At 44.3% G+C, this 16,462-nt stretch carries 13 protein-coding genes; 4 read left to right on the top strand and 9 right to left on the bottom strand.

The features are described 5' to 3' along the window. Window positions 1-60: 60 nt before the first annotated feature. The 5 genes from DUN60_RS07695 to DUN60_RS07675 all read right to left on the bottom strand — a co-directional run bounded on the left by DUN60_RS07695 (window position 61) and on the right by DUN60_RS07675 (window position 5,909). The gene (locus DUN60_RS07695; RefSeq protein WP_114633660.1) at window positions 61-825 is read right to left on the bottom strand and encodes a transporter substrate-binding domain-containing protein; all 765 of its coding nucleotides are present in this window, start codon (window positions 823-825) and stop codon (window positions 61-63) included. 254 nt (window positions 826-1,079) lie between these two features. Then, on the bottom strand, window positions 1,080-2,846 hold the full coding sequence (locus tag DUN60_RS07690) for a sodium:solute symporter family transporter (protein ID WP_065204781.1): 1,767 nt from the start codon (window positions 2,844-2,846) through the stop codon (window positions 1,080-1,082). Window positions 2,847-3,906: 1,060 nt separating this feature from the next. Next, window positions 3,907-4,533 carry a bifunctional 4-hydroxy-2-oxoglutarate aldolase/2-dehydro-3-deoxy-phosphogluconate aldolase gene (locus tag DUN60_RS07685; RefSeq protein WP_017069898.1) on the bottom strand — a complete coding sequence of 209 codons (627 nt, stop codon included), beginning with the start codon at window positions 4,531-4,533 and terminating at the stop codon, window positions 3,907-3,909. Between the two features lie 73 nt (window positions 4,534-4,606). Then, window positions 4,607-5,539, bottom strand: coding sequence for a 2-dehydro-3-deoxygluconokinase (kdgK, locus tag DUN60_RS07680; protein ID WP_114633659.1), 933 nt, complete (start codon window positions 5,537-5,539; stop codon window positions 4,607-4,609). A 34-nt stretch (window positions 5,540-5,573) separates the two neighbouring features. After that, window positions 5,574-5,909, bottom strand: coding sequence for a cupin domain-containing protein (locus DUN60_RS07675; protein ID WP_004733502.1), 336 nt, complete (start codon window positions 5,907-5,909; stop codon window positions 5,574-5,576). A 333-nt stretch (window positions 5,910-6,242) separates the two neighbouring features. Here DUN60_RS07675 and DUN60_RS07670 point away from each other — a divergent pair, with 333 nt between their 5' ends. The 3 genes from DUN60_RS07670 (at window position 6,243) to DUN60_RS07660 (ending at window position 11,737) form a co-directional block, all read left to right on the top strand. Further along, window positions 6,243-8,441, top strand: a complete 2,199-nt coding sequence (locus tag DUN60_RS07670) for a heparinase II/III domain-containing protein (RefSeq protein ID WP_114633658.1) — start codon at window positions 6,243-6,245, stop codon at window positions 8,439-8,441. 2 nt (window positions 8,442-8,443) lie between these two features. Further along, window positions 8,444-10,597, top strand: coding sequence for a heparinase II/III domain-containing protein (locus DUN60_RS07665; protein ID WP_114633657.1), 2,154 nt, complete (start codon window positions 8,444-8,446; stop codon window positions 10,595-10,597). Window positions 10,598-10,900: 303 nt separating this feature from the next. Beyond that, window positions 10,901-11,737, top strand: coding sequence for a fumarylacetoacetate hydrolase family protein (locus DUN60_RS07660; protein ID WP_114633656.1), 837 nt, complete (start codon window positions 10,901-10,903; stop codon window positions 11,735-11,737). An 83-nt stretch (window positions 11,738-11,820) separates the two neighbouring features. Here DUN60_RS07660 and phnE (DUN60_RS07655) read toward each other — a convergent pair whose 3' ends face one another. From phnE (DUN60_RS07655) to phnD, 4 genes are all read right to left on the bottom strand, one after another. After that, window positions 11,821-12,651 (bottom strand): phosphonate ABC transporter, permease protein PhnE, encoded by an 831-nt coding sequence (phnE, locus tag DUN60_RS07655; protein ID WP_171316130.1) that lies wholly within the window; start codon window positions 12,649-12,651, stop codon window positions 11,821-11,823. 10 nt (window positions 12,652-12,661) lie between these two features. Continuing rightward, window positions 12,662-13,525, bottom strand: coding sequence for a phosphonate ABC transporter, permease protein PhnE (gene phnE, locus DUN60_RS07650; protein WP_237290991.1), 864 nt, complete (start codon window positions 13,523-13,525; stop codon window positions 12,662-12,664). Then, window positions 13,522-14,340, bottom strand: coding sequence for a phosphonate ABC transporter ATP-binding protein (phnC, locus tag DUN60_RS07645; RefSeq protein ID WP_114633655.1), 819 nt, complete (start codon window positions 14,338-14,340; stop codon window positions 13,522-13,524). The genes phnE (DUN60_RS07650) and phnC overlap by 4 nt, the downstream gene beginning before the upstream one ends. A gap of 142 nt (window positions 14,341-14,482) precedes the next feature. Then, a complete protein-coding gene (gene phnD, locus DUN60_RS07640) occupies window positions 14,483-15,439 on the bottom strand; it encodes a phosphate/phosphite/phosphonate ABC transporter substrate-binding protein (RefSeq protein WP_061021537.1) in 957 nt (318 codons plus the stop codon). Between the two features lie 265 nt (window positions 15,440-15,704). Here phnD and DUN60_RS07635 point away from each other — a divergent pair, with 265 nt between their 5' ends. Beyond that, entirely contained in the window at window positions 15,705-16,421 is a 717-nt protein-coding gene (locus DUN60_RS07635) for a FadR/GntR family transcriptional regulator (protein ID WP_017090781.1), read from the top strand. Window positions 16,422-16,462 lie beyond the last annotated feature (41 nt).

Raw genomic sequence — 16,462 nt, 5'->3', positions numbered from 1 at the left:
CAAACGAAATAGGCCAGCAATGCTGGCCTATTTTTTTGCTCTGTATAAACCACAACAAGATTATTTTAGCGAGTTGTGGATTAGGAACTCTTCTTCAACGCCTTTCAATTTCATTTCATCCATAATGAAGTTCACCGTGTTCAACAAACGTTGTTCACCTTTTGGTATCAGATAACCGAATTGGCTGTTGGTGAACGGTGTTTCACAGCGAGCAGCTTCAAGACGTTCATCAGTCACTTGATAGAACAGACCTTCAGGGGTTTCTGTCACCATCACATCAACTTTACCTTCCGCAACGGCTTGCGGAACGTCTAGGTTGTTCTCGTAACGTGTAAAGCTCGCGTCTTGCAAGTTAGCATCCGCAAAAATCTCGTTAGTCCCACCGATATTGACGCCAACACGCACAGAAGAAAGGTTCACTTTCTCAATGCTGTTGTATTGTTCTGCTTTGCCTTTCGCAACTAAGAAACACTTGCCAAAAGTCATGTAGCCTTGAGTTTGTTCTGCGTTTAACTGACGCTGCATTTTACGCGTGATACCGCCCATCGCGATGTCGTATTTATCGCTGTTTAGATCGGTCAGTAGATCTTTCCATGTGGTACGAACAATCTGTAATTCAACGCCCAGCTGCTCTGCAACATGTTTAGCTACGTCAATATCATAACCAGAGTAGGTTTTGCCGTCGAAGTAAGAAAAAGGTTTGTAGTCGCCGGTGGTGCCGACACGAAGTGTGCCTGACTTTTGAATATCTTCTAGCTGGTCAGCTTGTGCTACACCAGAAAGTGCCAGAGTAATGGAAGCAAGTAATAGTGATGTTTTTTTCATTGTAATTATCTGTTGTGTTTGTCTAGTTGTTAAAAGTAACAGAAAGAAAAGCAGAAAGAGATCAAACCATTGGAAATGGTTGTCAAGAAGATGAACACCGAGGGAAGGTTAGGGGATTTGCATAGAGTCTTGAAAATAGAGGCATGTACGTATTAAGTTCTATTTTGATAAATCGTAGGCAACAAAAAGCCCATGTTTTCGAATGAGTAACATGGGCTTCATTATTGGTTTAACTTGTTAGCTGTTTATTTTAGCTACTTAGCAACTGACTCGTTGTTCATCTTAGCCGGACCTTTAGATGCATTAACCAGTAGGATACCAACGGTTAGTACCATCGAACCACATAGTAAGAACAACAAGCGTCCTGTTGGTTCGTTTGGAATTAGAGCCATTGCTAGAATACCGAAACCTGCTGTGCTGATAAGCTTACCAAGCATTGAACGCTGTTTAGTATCTAGGTTTTGTTGCTCTTCACCTTCAGCAACAAGTGGTGTATTCCAGTTAGTAAACAATGTATCAACTTCTTTCTCACGCTCAGTTGATAAAGGTTTATAGAAGAATTGAGTTGCTAAGAAGAAGCCACCAGTAAAGATTACGTGTGCAGCTAAGCTTAAGCCAACTTTAAGATCAGCCCACTCACGACCAGTCAATTGTTGCTCTAAACCAAATAGGTGTTCAATATCTTCTGCTTGTAGAGAAATACCAAAGATGTAAGAAACAAAACCACCGACAATCAATGTAGTCCAAGCCGACCAATCTGGTGTTTTACGAATAATCATACCTAGGAAGATTGGAATAAGCATTGGGAAGCCAATTAATGCACCCACGTTCATTACGATATCAAATAAGCTTAAGTGACGTAACGAGTTAATGTATAGGCCAATCGAGATAATGATTATACCCATCAGAATTGTCGTTAGCTTACTTACAATCACGAGTTCTTTTTGCTCTGCATTCTTGCGAAGAACAGGGCTATAGAAGTTCATTACAAAGATGCCAGCGTTACGGTTCAAACCTGAATCCATAGAAGACATTGTTGCAGCGAACATCGCAGACATTAATAGACCAACCATACCTGCTGGCATTACGTTTTGTACGAATGCTAGGTAAGCAGCATCACCCGCTTTATCACCCATTGAAGCGTACTCCAATGCGAAATCAGGCATGAATGCACTTACGTACCAAGGTGGTAGGAACCAGATAAGAGGGCCAACAACCATTAGGATACATGCTAAGCCTGCCGCTTTACGCGCATTTTCACTGTCTTTAGCACATAAGTAACGATAAGCATTGATACTGTTATTCATTACACCGAACTGCTTCACAAAGATGAAAACAACCCATAGTACGAATACACTTACATAGTTGAGGTTATTCCCCAACATGAAGTCACCTTGGAAATTATCAACAATGTTCGTAATGCCACCACCGTGGAAGTAAGCAGCAACCGCACAAGTGATCGTAACCGCCATGATAACTAGCATTTGCATGAAGTCAGATGCGACAACGGCCCAAGACCCACCAGTTACCGACATGATGACTAACACAGCACCGGTGAAGATGATGGTGGTTTCCATAGGGATATTAAATACAGCAGCAACAAAGATTGCTAGACCATTTAGCCAAATACCTGCAGAAATTAGGCTGTCCGGCATACCGAACCAAGTAAAGAACTGCTCTGAAGTTTTACCAAAACGCTGTCTGATTGCTTCAATCGCGGTTACAACACGAAGTTGACGGAACTTTGGGGCAAAGTACATGTAGTTCATGAAATAACCAAATGCATTGGCTAAGAACAGAATTACAATAACAAAACCATCGGAGAATGCGCGTCCTGCGGCTCCAGTAAACGTCCATGCTGAAAACTGTGTCATGAAGGCGGTTGCACCAACCATCCACCACAACATTTTGCCGCCCCCTCTGAAGTAATCACTAGTCGACGTGGTGAACTTACGGAACATCCAACCAATAGCGATTAAAAAGAAGAAGTAGGCGAGAACAACAAAAGTATCAATAGTCATCTTTTCAGCCTTTTAAATATCATAATTAACTGGGCTTAGATTAACGCGTCCAAAGGTTTATTTGTACTACAATATGCCTTTAGTATGATCTAGGTCGCATTGATTTTTTAGTACACACGACAAGTTGGATTAACCTGTTGTTTTTATTGCCTTTAATTGTTTTTATGAATTGCTCTAGATCCAAGGTAAATTGAAGATTAAATGTTTATATGTATTACAATATAAGTAATGAGGCTTTAGTTTACCTTATTTATAAGATTTTAATTATAACCGTAACAAATGTGCTACAACTGAACGTGGTTGTGCGACGGGATTCACGTTAAATCTCTGTACTAAATCGCAAAATATTGTTTCTAGCATTTAAGTGTAGCTTATTGTTTTTATGTCGCTATTTTCTATTTCACGCCCTGAATTGCTCATTATTTATCCGTACTATTTATCTACGCGATTTATCCACTCAATTTTTCTGCTGTTCTGCTGTTCTGCTGTTCTGCTGTTTAGGGTCTTGGTTTGTCCAACCGCTCGAAATTGGAGTCGGCAACAGCGAGAATCATACTCAATACTCAATAGCCAATAGCTCATATACGGTAAACGATAACTAATATTCGATTAGCGATAACACAACCATAAGCCTTGTATTGCTTCATGGCGATTTCTAAGCATATGAAAGAGTTTTGTATGCTTATTGACTAAGAAGGGCGGATGTGTCGATACAGGGCTCAAGATACGATATGAGTCGAGTGAGTTAGATTACATAAGTGAGTGCTTAGAGTGTTTGTCAGGTCGTGTAAGTCGTTCTAGCGAAGTGAAATAGCATATGCACAAAATTACAAATTACCAGTCACAAAGCTGGTGGATGGCCTGATAAACGGAAATGTATTGTAGAGGTCTTAACTTGTTTGAGCATTGTGCTTTTCAGGTAGCAGCTTCAAACTATCAACTATCAACTATCAAACTTCAGTTACCCAAAAGGTCTAGATAACAAAATCCAGTTATTGAAAAACCTCAGATAACAAAAAGCCCCACCGAAGTGAGGCTTTATCACCAAATCTAAAATAGATTAAGCGTTAACGTGATCAACTGCGTCACGAACAAGCTTGCCTAGTTCGTCCCACTTACCTTCGTCGATAAGGTTAGTTGGAACCATCCAAGTACCGCCACACGCAAGAACAGAAGGGATCGATAGGTATTCATCAACATTCTTCAAGCTTACGCCACCAGTAGGCATGAATTTAACAGGGTAAACTGCTGTTAGTGCTTTAAGCATACCAGTACCGCCTGAAGGCTCAGCAGGGAAGAACTTCAACGTGCGAAGGCCCATTTCCATTGCTTGCTCAACTAAGCTTGGGTTGTTAACACCCGGTACGATTGCAACACCTTTGTCGATACAGTATTGAACAGTACGTGGGTTAAAACCTGGGCTTACGATGAAATCAACGCCCGCTTCGATAGATGCGTCAACTTGCTCGTTAGTCAGTACCGTACCTGAACCGATTAGCATGTCTGGGAATTCTTTACGCATGATGCGAATCGCTTCGATTGCACATTCTGTACGCAGTGTGATTTCTGCACATGGCATACCGTTTTCAACCAACGCTTTACCTAGAGGGATAGCGTCTTCAGCACGGTTGATAGCGATTACAGGGATTACTTTTAGGTTTGCTAGTTGTTCATTTAATGTCGTCATGAATTCTTTCTCACGTCAAATGTGGGCCTGCTTTCAACTAAGCAAACCCTTGATTAATAGTTAAAGTGCGTAATTATAGAGACAGATCAGGCGTCGCTTCTAGAGGAATGATAGCACCTGGATGCTGAATCACGGTTCCTGCCACAATATGACCTGCAAATGCAGCATCACGAGCACTACCGCCGCTCAAGCGCTTGGCCAAGAAGCCTGCACTGAACGAGTCGCCAGCTGCGGTAGTATCAGCGATTTTGTCTACAGGGTTGGGTGCAACGTACTGAGCGCTTTGGCTTTCAACCACTAAGCAGTCTTTCGCGCCACGTTTAATGACGATCTCTTTCACACCAGACTCAGACGTACGTGTAATACATTGTTCAATGCTTTCGTCGCCGTATAGCTCTTGCTCATCATCAAACGTCAGCAGAGCCGTATCTGTGTACTTAAGCATTTTCAAGTACCAAGAAATCGCTTCTTGTTGGCTTTCCCAAAGTTTAGGACGGTAGTTATTGTCGAAGAATACTTGGCCGCCTTGAGCTTTGAATTTGTCTAAGAAGTTGAATAGCTGCGTGCGACCATTTTCTGTCAAGATTGCCAGCGTAATACCACTTAAGTAAACCGCGTCAAAAGAGAACAGCTTATCAAGAAGAGCAGGCGTGTCTTCCTGATCAAACATGAACTTCGCTGCAGCATCACTACGCCAGTAATGGAAGCTGCGTTCACCAGTTTCATCGGTCTCGATGTAATAAAGCCCTGGTTGTTTGTGATCGAGCTGAGCCACTAAGCTTGTATCGATACCTTCAGCTTGCCAATTTTTCAACATGTCGACGCTGAATGGGTCAGTGCCTAGTGCGGTTACATAGCTTGTTTGGATATCTTGCCCTTTTGTTAAGCGTGACAAGTAAAGTGCAGTATTCAGCGTATCGCCACCAAAACTTTGTTTAAGCCCGTCTTGTTTCTTTTGTAGCTCAACCATGCACTCGCCAATGACCGCGATGTTTAATGATTTCATATGCTTACCTTAGCAACTGAGGTTGCGCTAGTTATTATTTTAGGAAATCTTCACGCGCAGGGTTGAAGATATCAAGAAGGATGCTGTCTTGTTCTAGTGCAACCGCACCGTGCATCATGTGTTTACGAGCGAAGTAAGCATCGCCTTCTTTAAGCACTTTCTTCTCGCCGTCGATTTCAGCTTCGAAGCTACCACGAACAACATAACCGATTTGGTCGTGAATTTCGTGAGTATGAGGGTGACCAATCGCGCCCTTATCAAAACATAGGTGTACAGCCATAAGATCGTCAGTGTAAGCAACGATTTTACGCTTAATGCCGCCACCAAGTTCTTCCCATGGGTTTTCATCTAGGATAAAGAAAGAGTTCATTGTGTATCTCCTAATCTGTTTAAATCTTTTAAGTGTTACTTAACTTGCATCCATCATAAGGGAATGAGCTCAATTGTAATACAATATATCTAAGTTTGTGTGATATTGATCAAGCGATACTTTATATAGCGTAAATGAATCAACAACTTAAGAAATGCTTGGTATCTGGCATTAGTTAACTGCATCAATGGCTTACGGTTAATTATGTGACTCTACTCATTATTTGGCGACGAATAGGTATAATTAAAGCTCATATTGTATTACTTTATATGGAGTTTGAAAATTTAATCAAAGTTTAAGCAGATAAACTCTTTATTGAGGGTGACAAAGAATATGACGACTAAACCAGTATTGTTGACTGAAGCTGAAATCGAACAGCTTCATCTTGAAGTGGGCCGTTCTAGCTTAATGGGTAAAACCATTGCAGCGAACGCGAAAGACCTAGAAGCATTCATGCGTTTACCTATTGATGTTCCAGGTCACGGTGAAGCAGGGGGTTACGAACATAACCGCCATAAGCAAAATTACACGTACATGAATCTAGCTGGTCGCATGTTCTTGATCACTAAAGAGCAAAAGTACGCTGACTTTGTTACAGAATTACTAGAAGAGTACGCAGACAAATACCTAACGTTTGATTACCACGTACAGAAAAACACCAACCCTACCGGCCGTTTGTTCCACCAAATTCTGAATGAACACTGCTGGTTAATGTTCTCAAGCTTAGCTTACTCTTGTGTTGCTTCAACACTGACACAAGAACAACGTGACAACATTGAGTCTCGCATTTTCGAACCAATGCTAGAAATGTTCACCGTTAAATACGCACACGACTTCGACCGCATTCACAACCACGGTATTTGGGCAGTAGCCGCTGTCGGTATCTGTGGTCTTGCTTTAGGCAAGCGTGAGTACCTTGAAATGTCAGTGTACGGCATCGACCGTAACGACACTGGCGGTTTCTTAGCGCAAGTTTCTCAACTGTTTGCACCTTCTGGTTACTACATGGAAGGCCCTTACTACCACCGTTATGCGATTCGCCCAACGTGTGTGTTCGCTGAAGTGATTCACCGCCACATGCCTGAAGTTGATATCTACAACTACAAAGGCGGCGTGATTGGCAACACAGTACAAGCGATGCTTGCGACGGCTTACCCGAACGGTGAGTTCCCGGCTCTGAATGATGCTTCTCGTACTATGGGTATCACAGACATGGGTGTTCAAGTTGCCGTCAGTGTTTACAGCAAGCATTACTCTTCTGAAAACGGCGTAGACCAAAACATTCTCGGTATGGCGAAGATTCAAGACGCAGTATGGATGCATCCATGTGGTCTTGAGTTATCTAAAGCCTACGAAGCCGCTTCTGCTGAGAAAGAAATCGGCATGCCTTTCTGGCCAAGTGTTGAGTTGAACGAAGGCCCTCAAGGTCACAACGGCGCACAAGGTTTTATCCGCATGCAGGATAAGAAAGGCGACGTTTCTCAGCTAGTGATGAACTACGGTCAACACGGTATGGGTCACGGCAACTTTGATACGCTGGGCATTTCTTTCTTTAACCGCGGTCAAGAAGTGCTACGTGAATACGGCTTCTGTCGTTGGGTTAACGTTGAGCCTAAATTCGGCGGCCGTTACCTAGACGAAAACAAATCTTACGCTCGCCAAACGATTGCTCACAATGCAGTCACGATTGATGAAAAATGTCAGAACAACTTTGACGTTGAACGTGCAGACGCTGTACACGGTTTACCTCACTTCTTTAAAGTAGAAGACGAGCGAATCAACGGAATGAGTGCATTTGCTAACGATCACTACCAAGGCTTTGACATGCAACGCAGCGTGTTCATGCTAAACCTTGAAGAATTAGAATCTCCGCTACTATTAGACCTTTATCGTTTAGATTCTGAGAAAGGCGGCGAAGGCGAACATCAATACGACTACTCACACCAATATCAAGGTCAGATTGTTCGCACTAACTTTGAATACCAAGCAAACAAAGAGCTGAACACTCTAGGTGACGATTTCGGTTACCAACACTTATGGAACGTGGCAAGCGGTGAAGTGAAGGGCACAGCACTTGTAAGCTGGCTACAAAACAACACTTACTACACGTGGCTAGGTGCAACGTCTAACGACAATGCTGAAGTGATTTTTACTCGCACTGGCGCTAATGATCCAAGTTTCAACCTACGTTCAGAGCCTGCATTCATTCTACGTAGCAAAGGCGAAACAACACTGTTTGCTTCTGTTGTTGAAACGCACGGTTACTTCAACGAAGAATTCGAGCAATCAGTTAATGCACGTGGTGTAGTTAAAAACATCAATGTTGTGGCTCACACCAATGTCGGTTCGGTAGTTGAGATCACCACAGAGAAATCAAACGTGACAGTGATGATCAGCAACCAACTTGGCGCAACTGACAGCACTGAACACAAAGTAGAACTGAACGGCAAAGTATACAGCTGGACAGGCTTCTACTCAGTAGAAACAATTTTAAATCCAGAATTAGCAAGCACAGCAGAGCAGGGGAAATAATAATGAGCTATCAACCACTTTTACTTAACTTTGAAGAAGCAGCAGAGCTTCGTAAAGAACTTGGCAAGGATAGCCTATTAGGTAATGCACTGACTCGCGACATTAAACAAACTGACGCTTACATGGCGGAAGTTGGCATTGAAGTACCAGGTCACGGTGAAGGCGGCGGTTACGAGCACAACCGCCACAAGCAAAACTACATCCACATGGATCTAGCAGGTCGTTTGTTCCTTATCACTGAGGAAACAAAGTACCGTGATTACATCGTTGATATGCTAACAGCGTACGCGACGGTGTACCCAACACTTGAAAGCAACGTAAGCCGTGACTCTAACCCTCCGGGTAAGCTGTTCCACCAAACGTTGAACGAGAACATGTGGATGCTTTACGCTTCTTGCGCGTACAGCTGCATCTACCACACTATTTCTGAAGAGCAAAAGCGCCTGATCGAAGACGATCTTCTTAAGCAAATGATCGAAATGTTCGTTGTGACTTACGCACACGACTTCGATATCGTACACAACCACGGCCTATGGGCAGTGGCAGCAGTAGGTATCTGTGGTTACGCGATCAACGACCAAGAATCTGTAGACAAAGCACTATATGGCCTGAAACTAGACAAAGTAAGCGGCGGTTTCTTAGCGCAACTTGACCAACTGTTCTCGCCTGACGGCTACTACATGGAAGGTCCTTACTACCACCGTTTCTCTTTACGTCCAATCTACCTGTTCGCAGAAGCGATTGAACGTCGTCAGCCTGAAGTTGGTATCTATGAATTCAACGATTCAGTGATCAAGACAACGTCTTACTCTGTATTCAAAACCGCATTCCCAGACGGTACATTGCCAGCTCTGAACGATTCATCGAAGACAATCTCTATCAACGATGAAGGCGTTATCATGGCAACGTCTGTGTGTTACCACCGTTACGAACAGACTGAAACTCTGCTTGGTATGGCTAACCACCAACAAAACGTTTGGGTTCATGCTTCAGGTAAAACATTGTCTGACGCGGTTGATTCAGCAGACGACATCAAAGCATTCAACTGGGGTAGCCTGTTTGTAACCGACGGCCCTGCAGGCGAGAAAGGCGGCGTAAGCATCCTTCGTCACCGTGACGAGAAAGACGACGATACGATGGCGTTGATCTGGTTTGGTCAACACGGTTCTGATCACCAGTACCACTCTGCGCTAGACCACGGTCACTATGATGGCTTGCACCTAAGCGTATTCAACCGTGGCCACGAAGTACTGCACGATTACGGCTTCGGTCGCTGGGTAAACGTTGAGCCTAAGTTTGGCGGTCGTTATATTCCAGAGAACAAGTCTTACTGTAAGCAGACGGTTGCTCACAACACAGTAACGGTTGATCAGAAAACGCAGAACAACTTCAACACAGCATTGGCTGAGTCTAAGTTTGGTCAGAAGCACTTCTTCGTAGCAGACGACCAGTCTCTACAAGGCATGAGCGGCACAATTTCTGAGTACTACACCGGCGTCGACATGCAACGCAGCGTGATTCTTGCTGAACTTCCTGAGTTCGAGAAGCCACTAGTTATCGATGTATACCGCATCGAAGCTGACGCTGAGCACCAGTACGACTTGCCCGTTCACCACTCTGGTCAAATCATCCGTACTGACTTCGATTACAACATGGAAAAAACGCTTAAGCCATTAGGTGAAGACAACGGTTACCAACACTTATGGAACGTTGCTTCAGGCAAAGTGAACGAAGAAGGTTCTCTAGTCAGCTGGCTACATGACAGCAGCTACTACAGCCTAGTAACCAGCGCGAATGCGGGCAGCGAAGTGATTTTTGCTCGCACTGGTGCTAACGATCCAGACTTCAACCTTAAGAGTGAGCCTGCGTTCATCTTACGTCAGTCTGGTCAAAACCACGTGTTTGCTTCTGTACTAGAAACGCATGGTTACTTTAACGAGTCTATCGAAGCCTCTGTAGGCGCTCGTGGTCTAGTTAAATCAGTATCTGTTGTGGGCCATAACAGTGTCGGGACTGTTGTTCGCATTCAGACTACTTCTGGCAACACTTACCATTATGGTATTTCAAACCAAGCTGAAGACACGCAGCAAGCAACTCACACTGTTGAGTTCGCGGGTGAGACATACTCGTGGGAAGGATCATTTGCTCAACTGTAAATGATTAACATACATGCTGTTCAACGATGGCATGTATTGATGTGGTGCTTTGCGGGAACGAAGCATCACATTGAAATTCAGTCGTGATTGAAAAATCATTCGTTGAAACCAACAACGACTGAAAACATCGGGAATAAGTCAAACCGAGTAACTCATAGCGAGTTGCTCGGTTTTTTTATGTCTGTAGAAAAGGGAATAATGTGAACAGAGAAGGAGAACGTATTAAATAATTGATAACAGTCAATGTGGTGTCGATGTGTAGGCTACAGTATGTGTTAGAAATGAAATAATTAAGGATAAATCATGAAGTTAATTGAAGGGTTGGCGATAATACTTACTGCTTCTTGTTCCGCCTATGCTGTTGCGGATAGCACGCAAAACAATGTAAATACAGAGCAATTCGTGCGTTACCATTATCAAGACAAAAACAGCTACGGAAAGTTAGTTAAAGACGCTATTTTTCCAATCAATGGTGACATCTTTAGCAAATATTCAATTGAAAAAACCTCGATTCCACTTGAATCAGTTGAACTGTTGCTTCCTACTGAGCCAGAGAAAGTCTTTGCCGTTGGTATGAACTACGTGAGTCATGCTGCTTCTCATCCTGATTTACCGCCTCCTTTATTCTTGAAACTGCCGTCTTCTTTGATTTTATCGGGTGAAACCATTCACGCCCCTTTTGATGCTCAGAATGTGCATTTTGAAGGTGAGCTCGTGGTCGTGATTGGCAAAGAAATTAGTAAAGTCAGTCAAGAAGATGCAGAAGATGCAATTTTCGGTGTCACGGTGGGTAATGATATAACGGAAAGAAGTTGGCAGAACAGTGATTTGCAGTGGTTGCGAGCCAAGGCATCGGATGGGTTTGGACCGATTGGTCACACTATTGTGAAAGGCATTGATTATAACAATGTCGAACTTACAACGCGTGTTAACGGTGATATTGTTCAGCAAGAGAACACCTCGTTTATGATCCACAAGCCGCGCAAAGTCGTCAGTTATTTGAGCCACTATTTTACCTTAAAACCGGGTGACCTAGTGTTCATGGGTACGCCGGGGAGAACGCATGCATTGTCTGATAAAGATCAAGTGTCGGTCACGATCAAAGGGGTAGGGACTGTCACTAATGAAATACGTTTCTAATTTTGAAACCTGCTTATCGTTTGTCCATGAACAAAAAAGCCTACTCTGCAAGTAGGCTTTGATAGACATCCATGATGCATTGATTAGATAAAGGCTTTTCTTGCTTTGGCTGCTAACCATTCAGAGAAGACTACTGTCACTAAAATCGCAAAGAAAATCACCGTTACTTGAGGCCATGCCAGCATCGCCATCGACTCTTGCAGTTTTAAGCCGATACCGCCAGCGCCCACCAAACCTAAGACGGTAGACTCTCGAATATTGATGTCCCAACGGAACAAGCTCGTGCCGATGAAACTTGGCATTACTTGCGGAAGAATGCCGTAATTCAACACTTGTAGTGGGGATGCCCCCGTCGATTGAATCGCTGACATCTGCGTTACGTTTACTTCTTCAATCGCTTCGTACATCAACTTAGCTACGAAGCCAATCGAGCGTAGCGCAATCGCGATAATACCGGCCAGTAACCCAGGGCCGATGATAGCCACTAACAGGAGTGCCCAAATTAGCGAGTTGATTGAACGACTTGCCGCAATGATGAACAGTGCGATAGGCCTGATAAACGTTGTGCTTGGCGTTGTGTTGCGTGCGGCTAAGAACGCGACTGGAAATGCCAGTACGATCCCTAACAGTGTGCCAAGTGTTGCAATATTAATGGTGTCCCATAAAGGGCTCCAAAGTGACTCTAAATAGCTCCATCTTGGTGGCCACATACGTGACGAGATATCAGCAAGTTGATTCGGTGAGTCTGTCACAAAGTACCAAATCGTGTCTTTGTTCATGACTTGCCATGCAAAAACCGTTAGCGCAACAAAGCAAAGCCAACCAAGCCAAAGCATAAGGCTCTGTTTACTGTCGTAACGCTGCCATTGGGTACGATTCATGGAGCTTGTAGAGGTGTCATTTAGCGTGCTCATTGGTCGTTCCTTACTGCACATGCTTGCGGATGATGGTCGATAGGTACTCACACAACATCACGATCACGATAATAATCAATAGAATAGCGGCCGCTGCGCTGTATTCGTAACGGTCCATGGCGGTGTTCAATGTTGCGCCGATACCCCCTGCGCCAACAATGCCAATCACAGCAGACTCACGAAAGTTGATGTCGAGTCGGTACATCGAAAGCCCGATAAAGCGTGGCATTACCTGCGCTTGAATCGCATAGTTCACTTGTTGTAGCCAACTTGCGCCAGTTGCGCGCATTGCGGTGAGTGGTGCTGGGTCGATGGCTTCAATTTCATCGGCAAACAATTTCGCGAGAAAGCCGATGGTTGCGAATGTCAGCGTGACAAAACCCGCAAACGTACCAAAGCCAAACAGAGCCACACACAGAATCGCAACGATGATCTCTTGTAAGCTACGAGCGATCGAAATAAATGCACGGCAGAATAGATAAACGGGAGTAGGGGCAAGATTTTTGGCTGCGCCTAATCCGAATGGGATTGAGAGAATGACACCTGCCACGGTTGACGTGAGCGTCATGGTTAAGCTCTCAATCAAACCTTGTGAGATGTTGTTCCAACGTCCGCCAAAATCTGGGTTCATGAAAGCCAAAATGAACTGCCAGCCGCGTTCGCTGCCTTCGTAGATTCGAGCCCAGTTTACGTGTACCGATTGAGTCGCAAGGTATAAATACACCGCGACGATGATGATCAAACTCCAACGCAACCATGAATTAGATATCAGTGGCGGCTTTGTCCACTGTGTCGGGTATTTCTGATCTAACTTGGGGTTTTGTTGAGCTAGCTTTGAATGATGCTGAGCTTGGTTTGGATATGGCTGAGTCATATTGTTGCCTCAGACAAATGAGGGTGAGTGATGATCAGGTCATCTTCCTCTTCTTCTACCTGTTGGCTCCAATCCTCTTCACCGTAGATCTGTGTGAGCACGTCTTCGGTAAGCAGAGTTGGTTTGTCATCAAATACCGCGCAGCCAGCATTTAGCCCGACAACACGGTCGACAAACTGTTTAGCTAACTGAACATCGTGAATATTGATGATGGCTGGGAGTTGTTGTTCTGAACAAATCTCGCTAATCAATCGCATGATCTGGCGCGCTGTACGTGGGTCCAGCGCGGCCGTTGGTTCATCAATCAACAGTAATTTCGGTTTTTGAGCGAGTGCGCGAGCAATACCTACACGTTGGCGCTGTCCACCTGATAGGGCATCGGCTCTTTTATTGGCGTGCTCTAATAAACCAACGCGGTCGAGTAGCGCATAAGCGGCTTGGATATCCGATTCTGGGAAACGACGAGTAAAGCTTTGCCAGAAGTTTACGTAACCTAAACGCCCTGAAAGCACATTTTCCATGACCGTTAAGCGCTCAATCAATGCGTACTCTTGGAAAATCATCCCAATTTCACGTCGTGAATGTCTCAGTTGTCGCTTAGACAATGTCTCAAGGTTGGTGTTGGAGAAGATAACTTCGCCGCTGGTGGGCTCGGTTAGTCGGTTAATACAGCGAATCAGCGTTGATTTACCCGCACCAGATGGGCCAATCAATCCAACGACTTCGCCGGCATTCACCGACAAGCTAACGTTGGTCAGGGCTTTATCAGAACTGGAGTAGTGCTTGGTAAGCCCTTTAAGGGTAAGAGTAGACATAGAATTCCTATAAGGACGGTATACTAACAGTTCGCCTGAGGCAGAAATCGGAAGCAAACCGCTGAGAGTGGTGAATAACTGCAGGCGCATAAGCCTGCAGTTAGTTTTATCAATGTGTGATTGGCTTTTAGTTCGGTTGAACTTAGCTACACGTGTAAGACACTTTATTCGCGGTATCGATAGTGCGGATCACTTCCCAGTGCTCTTGGTAAGTGATCGGAACAAATTTCGCTTCACCGTTACGCTCAAATTCTTCTTGAAGCTTGGTGCCTTCCCAGTCGAAAGTGAAAAACGCTTTTTGAATCTTCTCTTGAAGCTCTGGTGTTAGGTTGTGCGCTGTGCCGTAAGCCGTTGTTGGGAAGGTTTGTGACTTGTAGATGCTCTTGATTTGACCTTCTTTCACGACTTCACGTGAAAGCATACGGTTCAATACTGAGTTAGCGACGGCTGCTGCGTCATAATCTTTGTGTGCCACACCCAAAATAGAGTTGTCGTGTGCGCCAGAGAAAGCTGGTTTGAAATCACGCTCAGGTTGAAGCTGGTATTCAGCATCCAGAATCGCAGAAGGGGCTTTGAAACCAGAGTTTGACGTTTGCGATGTGAATGCTAGGTTTTTGCCTTTTAGGTCTTCAACCTTTTCGATGCCTGAACCTGGGTGCGTGATGATTTCCATTTCGTAACCGAAAGAGCCATCTTCAGCCGCCATCATTGTGAATGGAGCAAAGCCAGCACAGTTAACTGCTAGTGGCGTTGAACCAGTGTTGAAACCTGCGATATGCAGACGACCTGAACGCATTGCTTCAATTTGAGCTGCGTTATTTTGAACAGGGAAGAAACGAACCGTTTTTTCCGTTGTTTTTTCAAGGTGGCTCAAAAACTCGCTCCACACATCAGCGTATACTGCTGGATCTTCAACTGGCGTGTAAGCAAAAATTAGCGTGTTTGGATCCACCCATTGTGATTCATCTTGGGGTACATCGGCGACCAAGTTACCAGAGCGGTCTTCGTATCGCGTATCCATCGCTAATGCAGAACCAGAAAAAATCAGCGCAGCAGTAATAGCGCTTTTAAGCGTGAGATTTGTTTTTGTCGGTTTCATTATGTCAGTCCAATTGAGTGATTTGTTGGAAGGAAGTATAGGAATCGAGGATGACAGAACCGATGCTTTTTGATGACGGATTTATGAATGGTGTAACATAATGTTTCTAGCAGAGTAGAATTAGATACTTTCTAAGTGTTTGATTAGGCAGCTAAATTAATAGCCTGTGATTCGTTTGGATTTTACTCAATTGGCTGTAGGTTGAAATACTGTTATAGTGATCCTTAAATAATACATAAACATAACATATAAAATAAGTGAACTTATGGTTACCACTTTTAATTCAATTTCGGGCTCGAAGCGCAGCCTGCACGTGCAAGTAGCTCGTGAAATCGCTCGTGGAATCTTGTCTGGCGAACTGCCACAAGGTTCTATTATTCCTGGTGAAATGGCGTTGTGTGAACAGTTTGGTATCAGCCGAACGGCACTTCGCGAAGCAGTTAAACTATTGACCTCTAAAGGTCTGTTAGAGTCCCGCCCGAAAATCGGTACTCGTGTAGTTGACCGCGCATACTGGAACTTCCTTGATCCTCAACTGATTGAATGGATGGACGGCCTAACCGACGTAGACCAATTCTGTTCACAGTTCTTAGGTCTTCGCCGTGCGATTGAACCTGAAGCGTGTGCACTGGCGGCAAAATTTGCGACGGCTGAACAACGTATCGAGCTTTCAGAGATCTTCCAAAAGATGGTCGAAGTGGATGAAGCTGAAGTGTTTGACCAAGAACGTTGGACAGACATTGATACTCGTTTCCATAGCTTGATCTTCAATGCGACCGGTAACGACTTCTACTTGCCATTTGGCAACATTCTGACAACCATGTTCATTAACTTCATTGTGCACTCTTCTGAAGAGGGAAGCACATGCATCAATGAACACCGTAGAATCTATGAAGCTATCATGGCCGGTGACAGTGACAAGGCGAGAGTTGTGTCTGCAGCTCACTTGCAAGATGCTAACCACCGTTTGGCTACTGCGTAATAGAAACGATTTAAAGCGAACCTGAGCCATCTCACGTTCGG

The sequence above is a fragment of the Vibrio splendidus genome, assembly GCF_003345295.1.
Taxonomy (GTDB): domain Bacteria; phylum Pseudomonadota; class Gammaproteobacteria; order Enterobacterales; family Vibrionaceae; genus Vibrio; species Vibrio splendidus_K.
This window is presented reverse-complemented; position numbering and strand designations above follow the sequence as displayed.

What these genes read in the sequence shown, in the direction of transcription:
- DUN60_RS07670 (WP_114633658.1), top strand. Translation starts at nt 6,243, where the DNA reads ATGACGACTAAACCAGTATTGTTGACTGAAGCTGAAATCGAACAGCTT.
- DUN60_RS07690 (WP_065204781.1), bottom strand. Translation starts at nt 2,846, where the DNA reads ATGACTATTGATACTTTTGTTGTTCTCGCCTACTTCTTCTTTTTAATC.
- phnE (WP_237290991.1), bottom strand. Translation starts at nt 13,525, where the DNA reads ATGACTCAGCCATATCCAAACCAAGCTCAGCATCATTCAAAGCTAGCT.
- kdgK (WP_114633659.1), bottom strand. Translation starts at nt 5,539, where the DNA reads ATGAAATCATTAAACATCGCGGTCATTGGCGAGTGCATGGTTGAGCTA.
- phnD (WP_061021537.1), bottom strand. Translation starts at nt 15,439, where the DNA reads ATGAAACCGACAAAAACAAATCTCACGCTTAAAAGCGCTATTACTGCT.
- DUN60_RS07635 (WP_017090781.1), top strand. Translation starts at nt 15,705, where the DNA reads ATGGTTACCACTTTTAATTCAATTTCGGGCTCGAAGCGCAGCCTGCAC.
- phnC (WP_114633655.1), bottom strand. Translation starts at nt 14,340, where the DNA reads ATGTCTACTCTTACCCTTAAAGGGCTTACCAAGCACTACTCCAGTTCT.
- DUN60_RS07660 (WP_114633656.1), top strand. Translation starts at nt 10,901, where the DNA reads ATGAAGTTAATTGAAGGGTTGGCGATAATACTTACTGCTTCTTGTTCC.
- DUN60_RS07675 (WP_004733502.1), bottom strand. Translation starts at nt 5,909, where the DNA reads ATGAACTCTTTCTTTATCCTAGATGAAAACCCATGGGAAGAACTTGGT.
- phnE (WP_171316130.1), bottom strand. Translation starts at nt 12,651, where the DNA reads ATGAGCACGCTAAATGACACCTCTACAAGCTCCATGAATCGTACCCAA.
- DUN60_RS07695 (WP_114633660.1), bottom strand. Translation starts at nt 825, where the DNA reads ATGAAAAAAACATCACTATTACTTGCTTCCATTACTCTGGCACTTTCT.
- DUN60_RS07665 (WP_114633657.1), top strand. Translation starts at nt 8,444, where the DNA reads ATGAGCTATCAACCACTTTTACTTAACTTTGAAGAAGCAGCAGAGCTT.
- DUN60_RS07685 (WP_017069898.1), bottom strand. Translation starts at nt 4,533, where the DNA reads ATGACGACATTAAATGAACAACTAGCAAACCTAAAAGTAATCCCTGTA.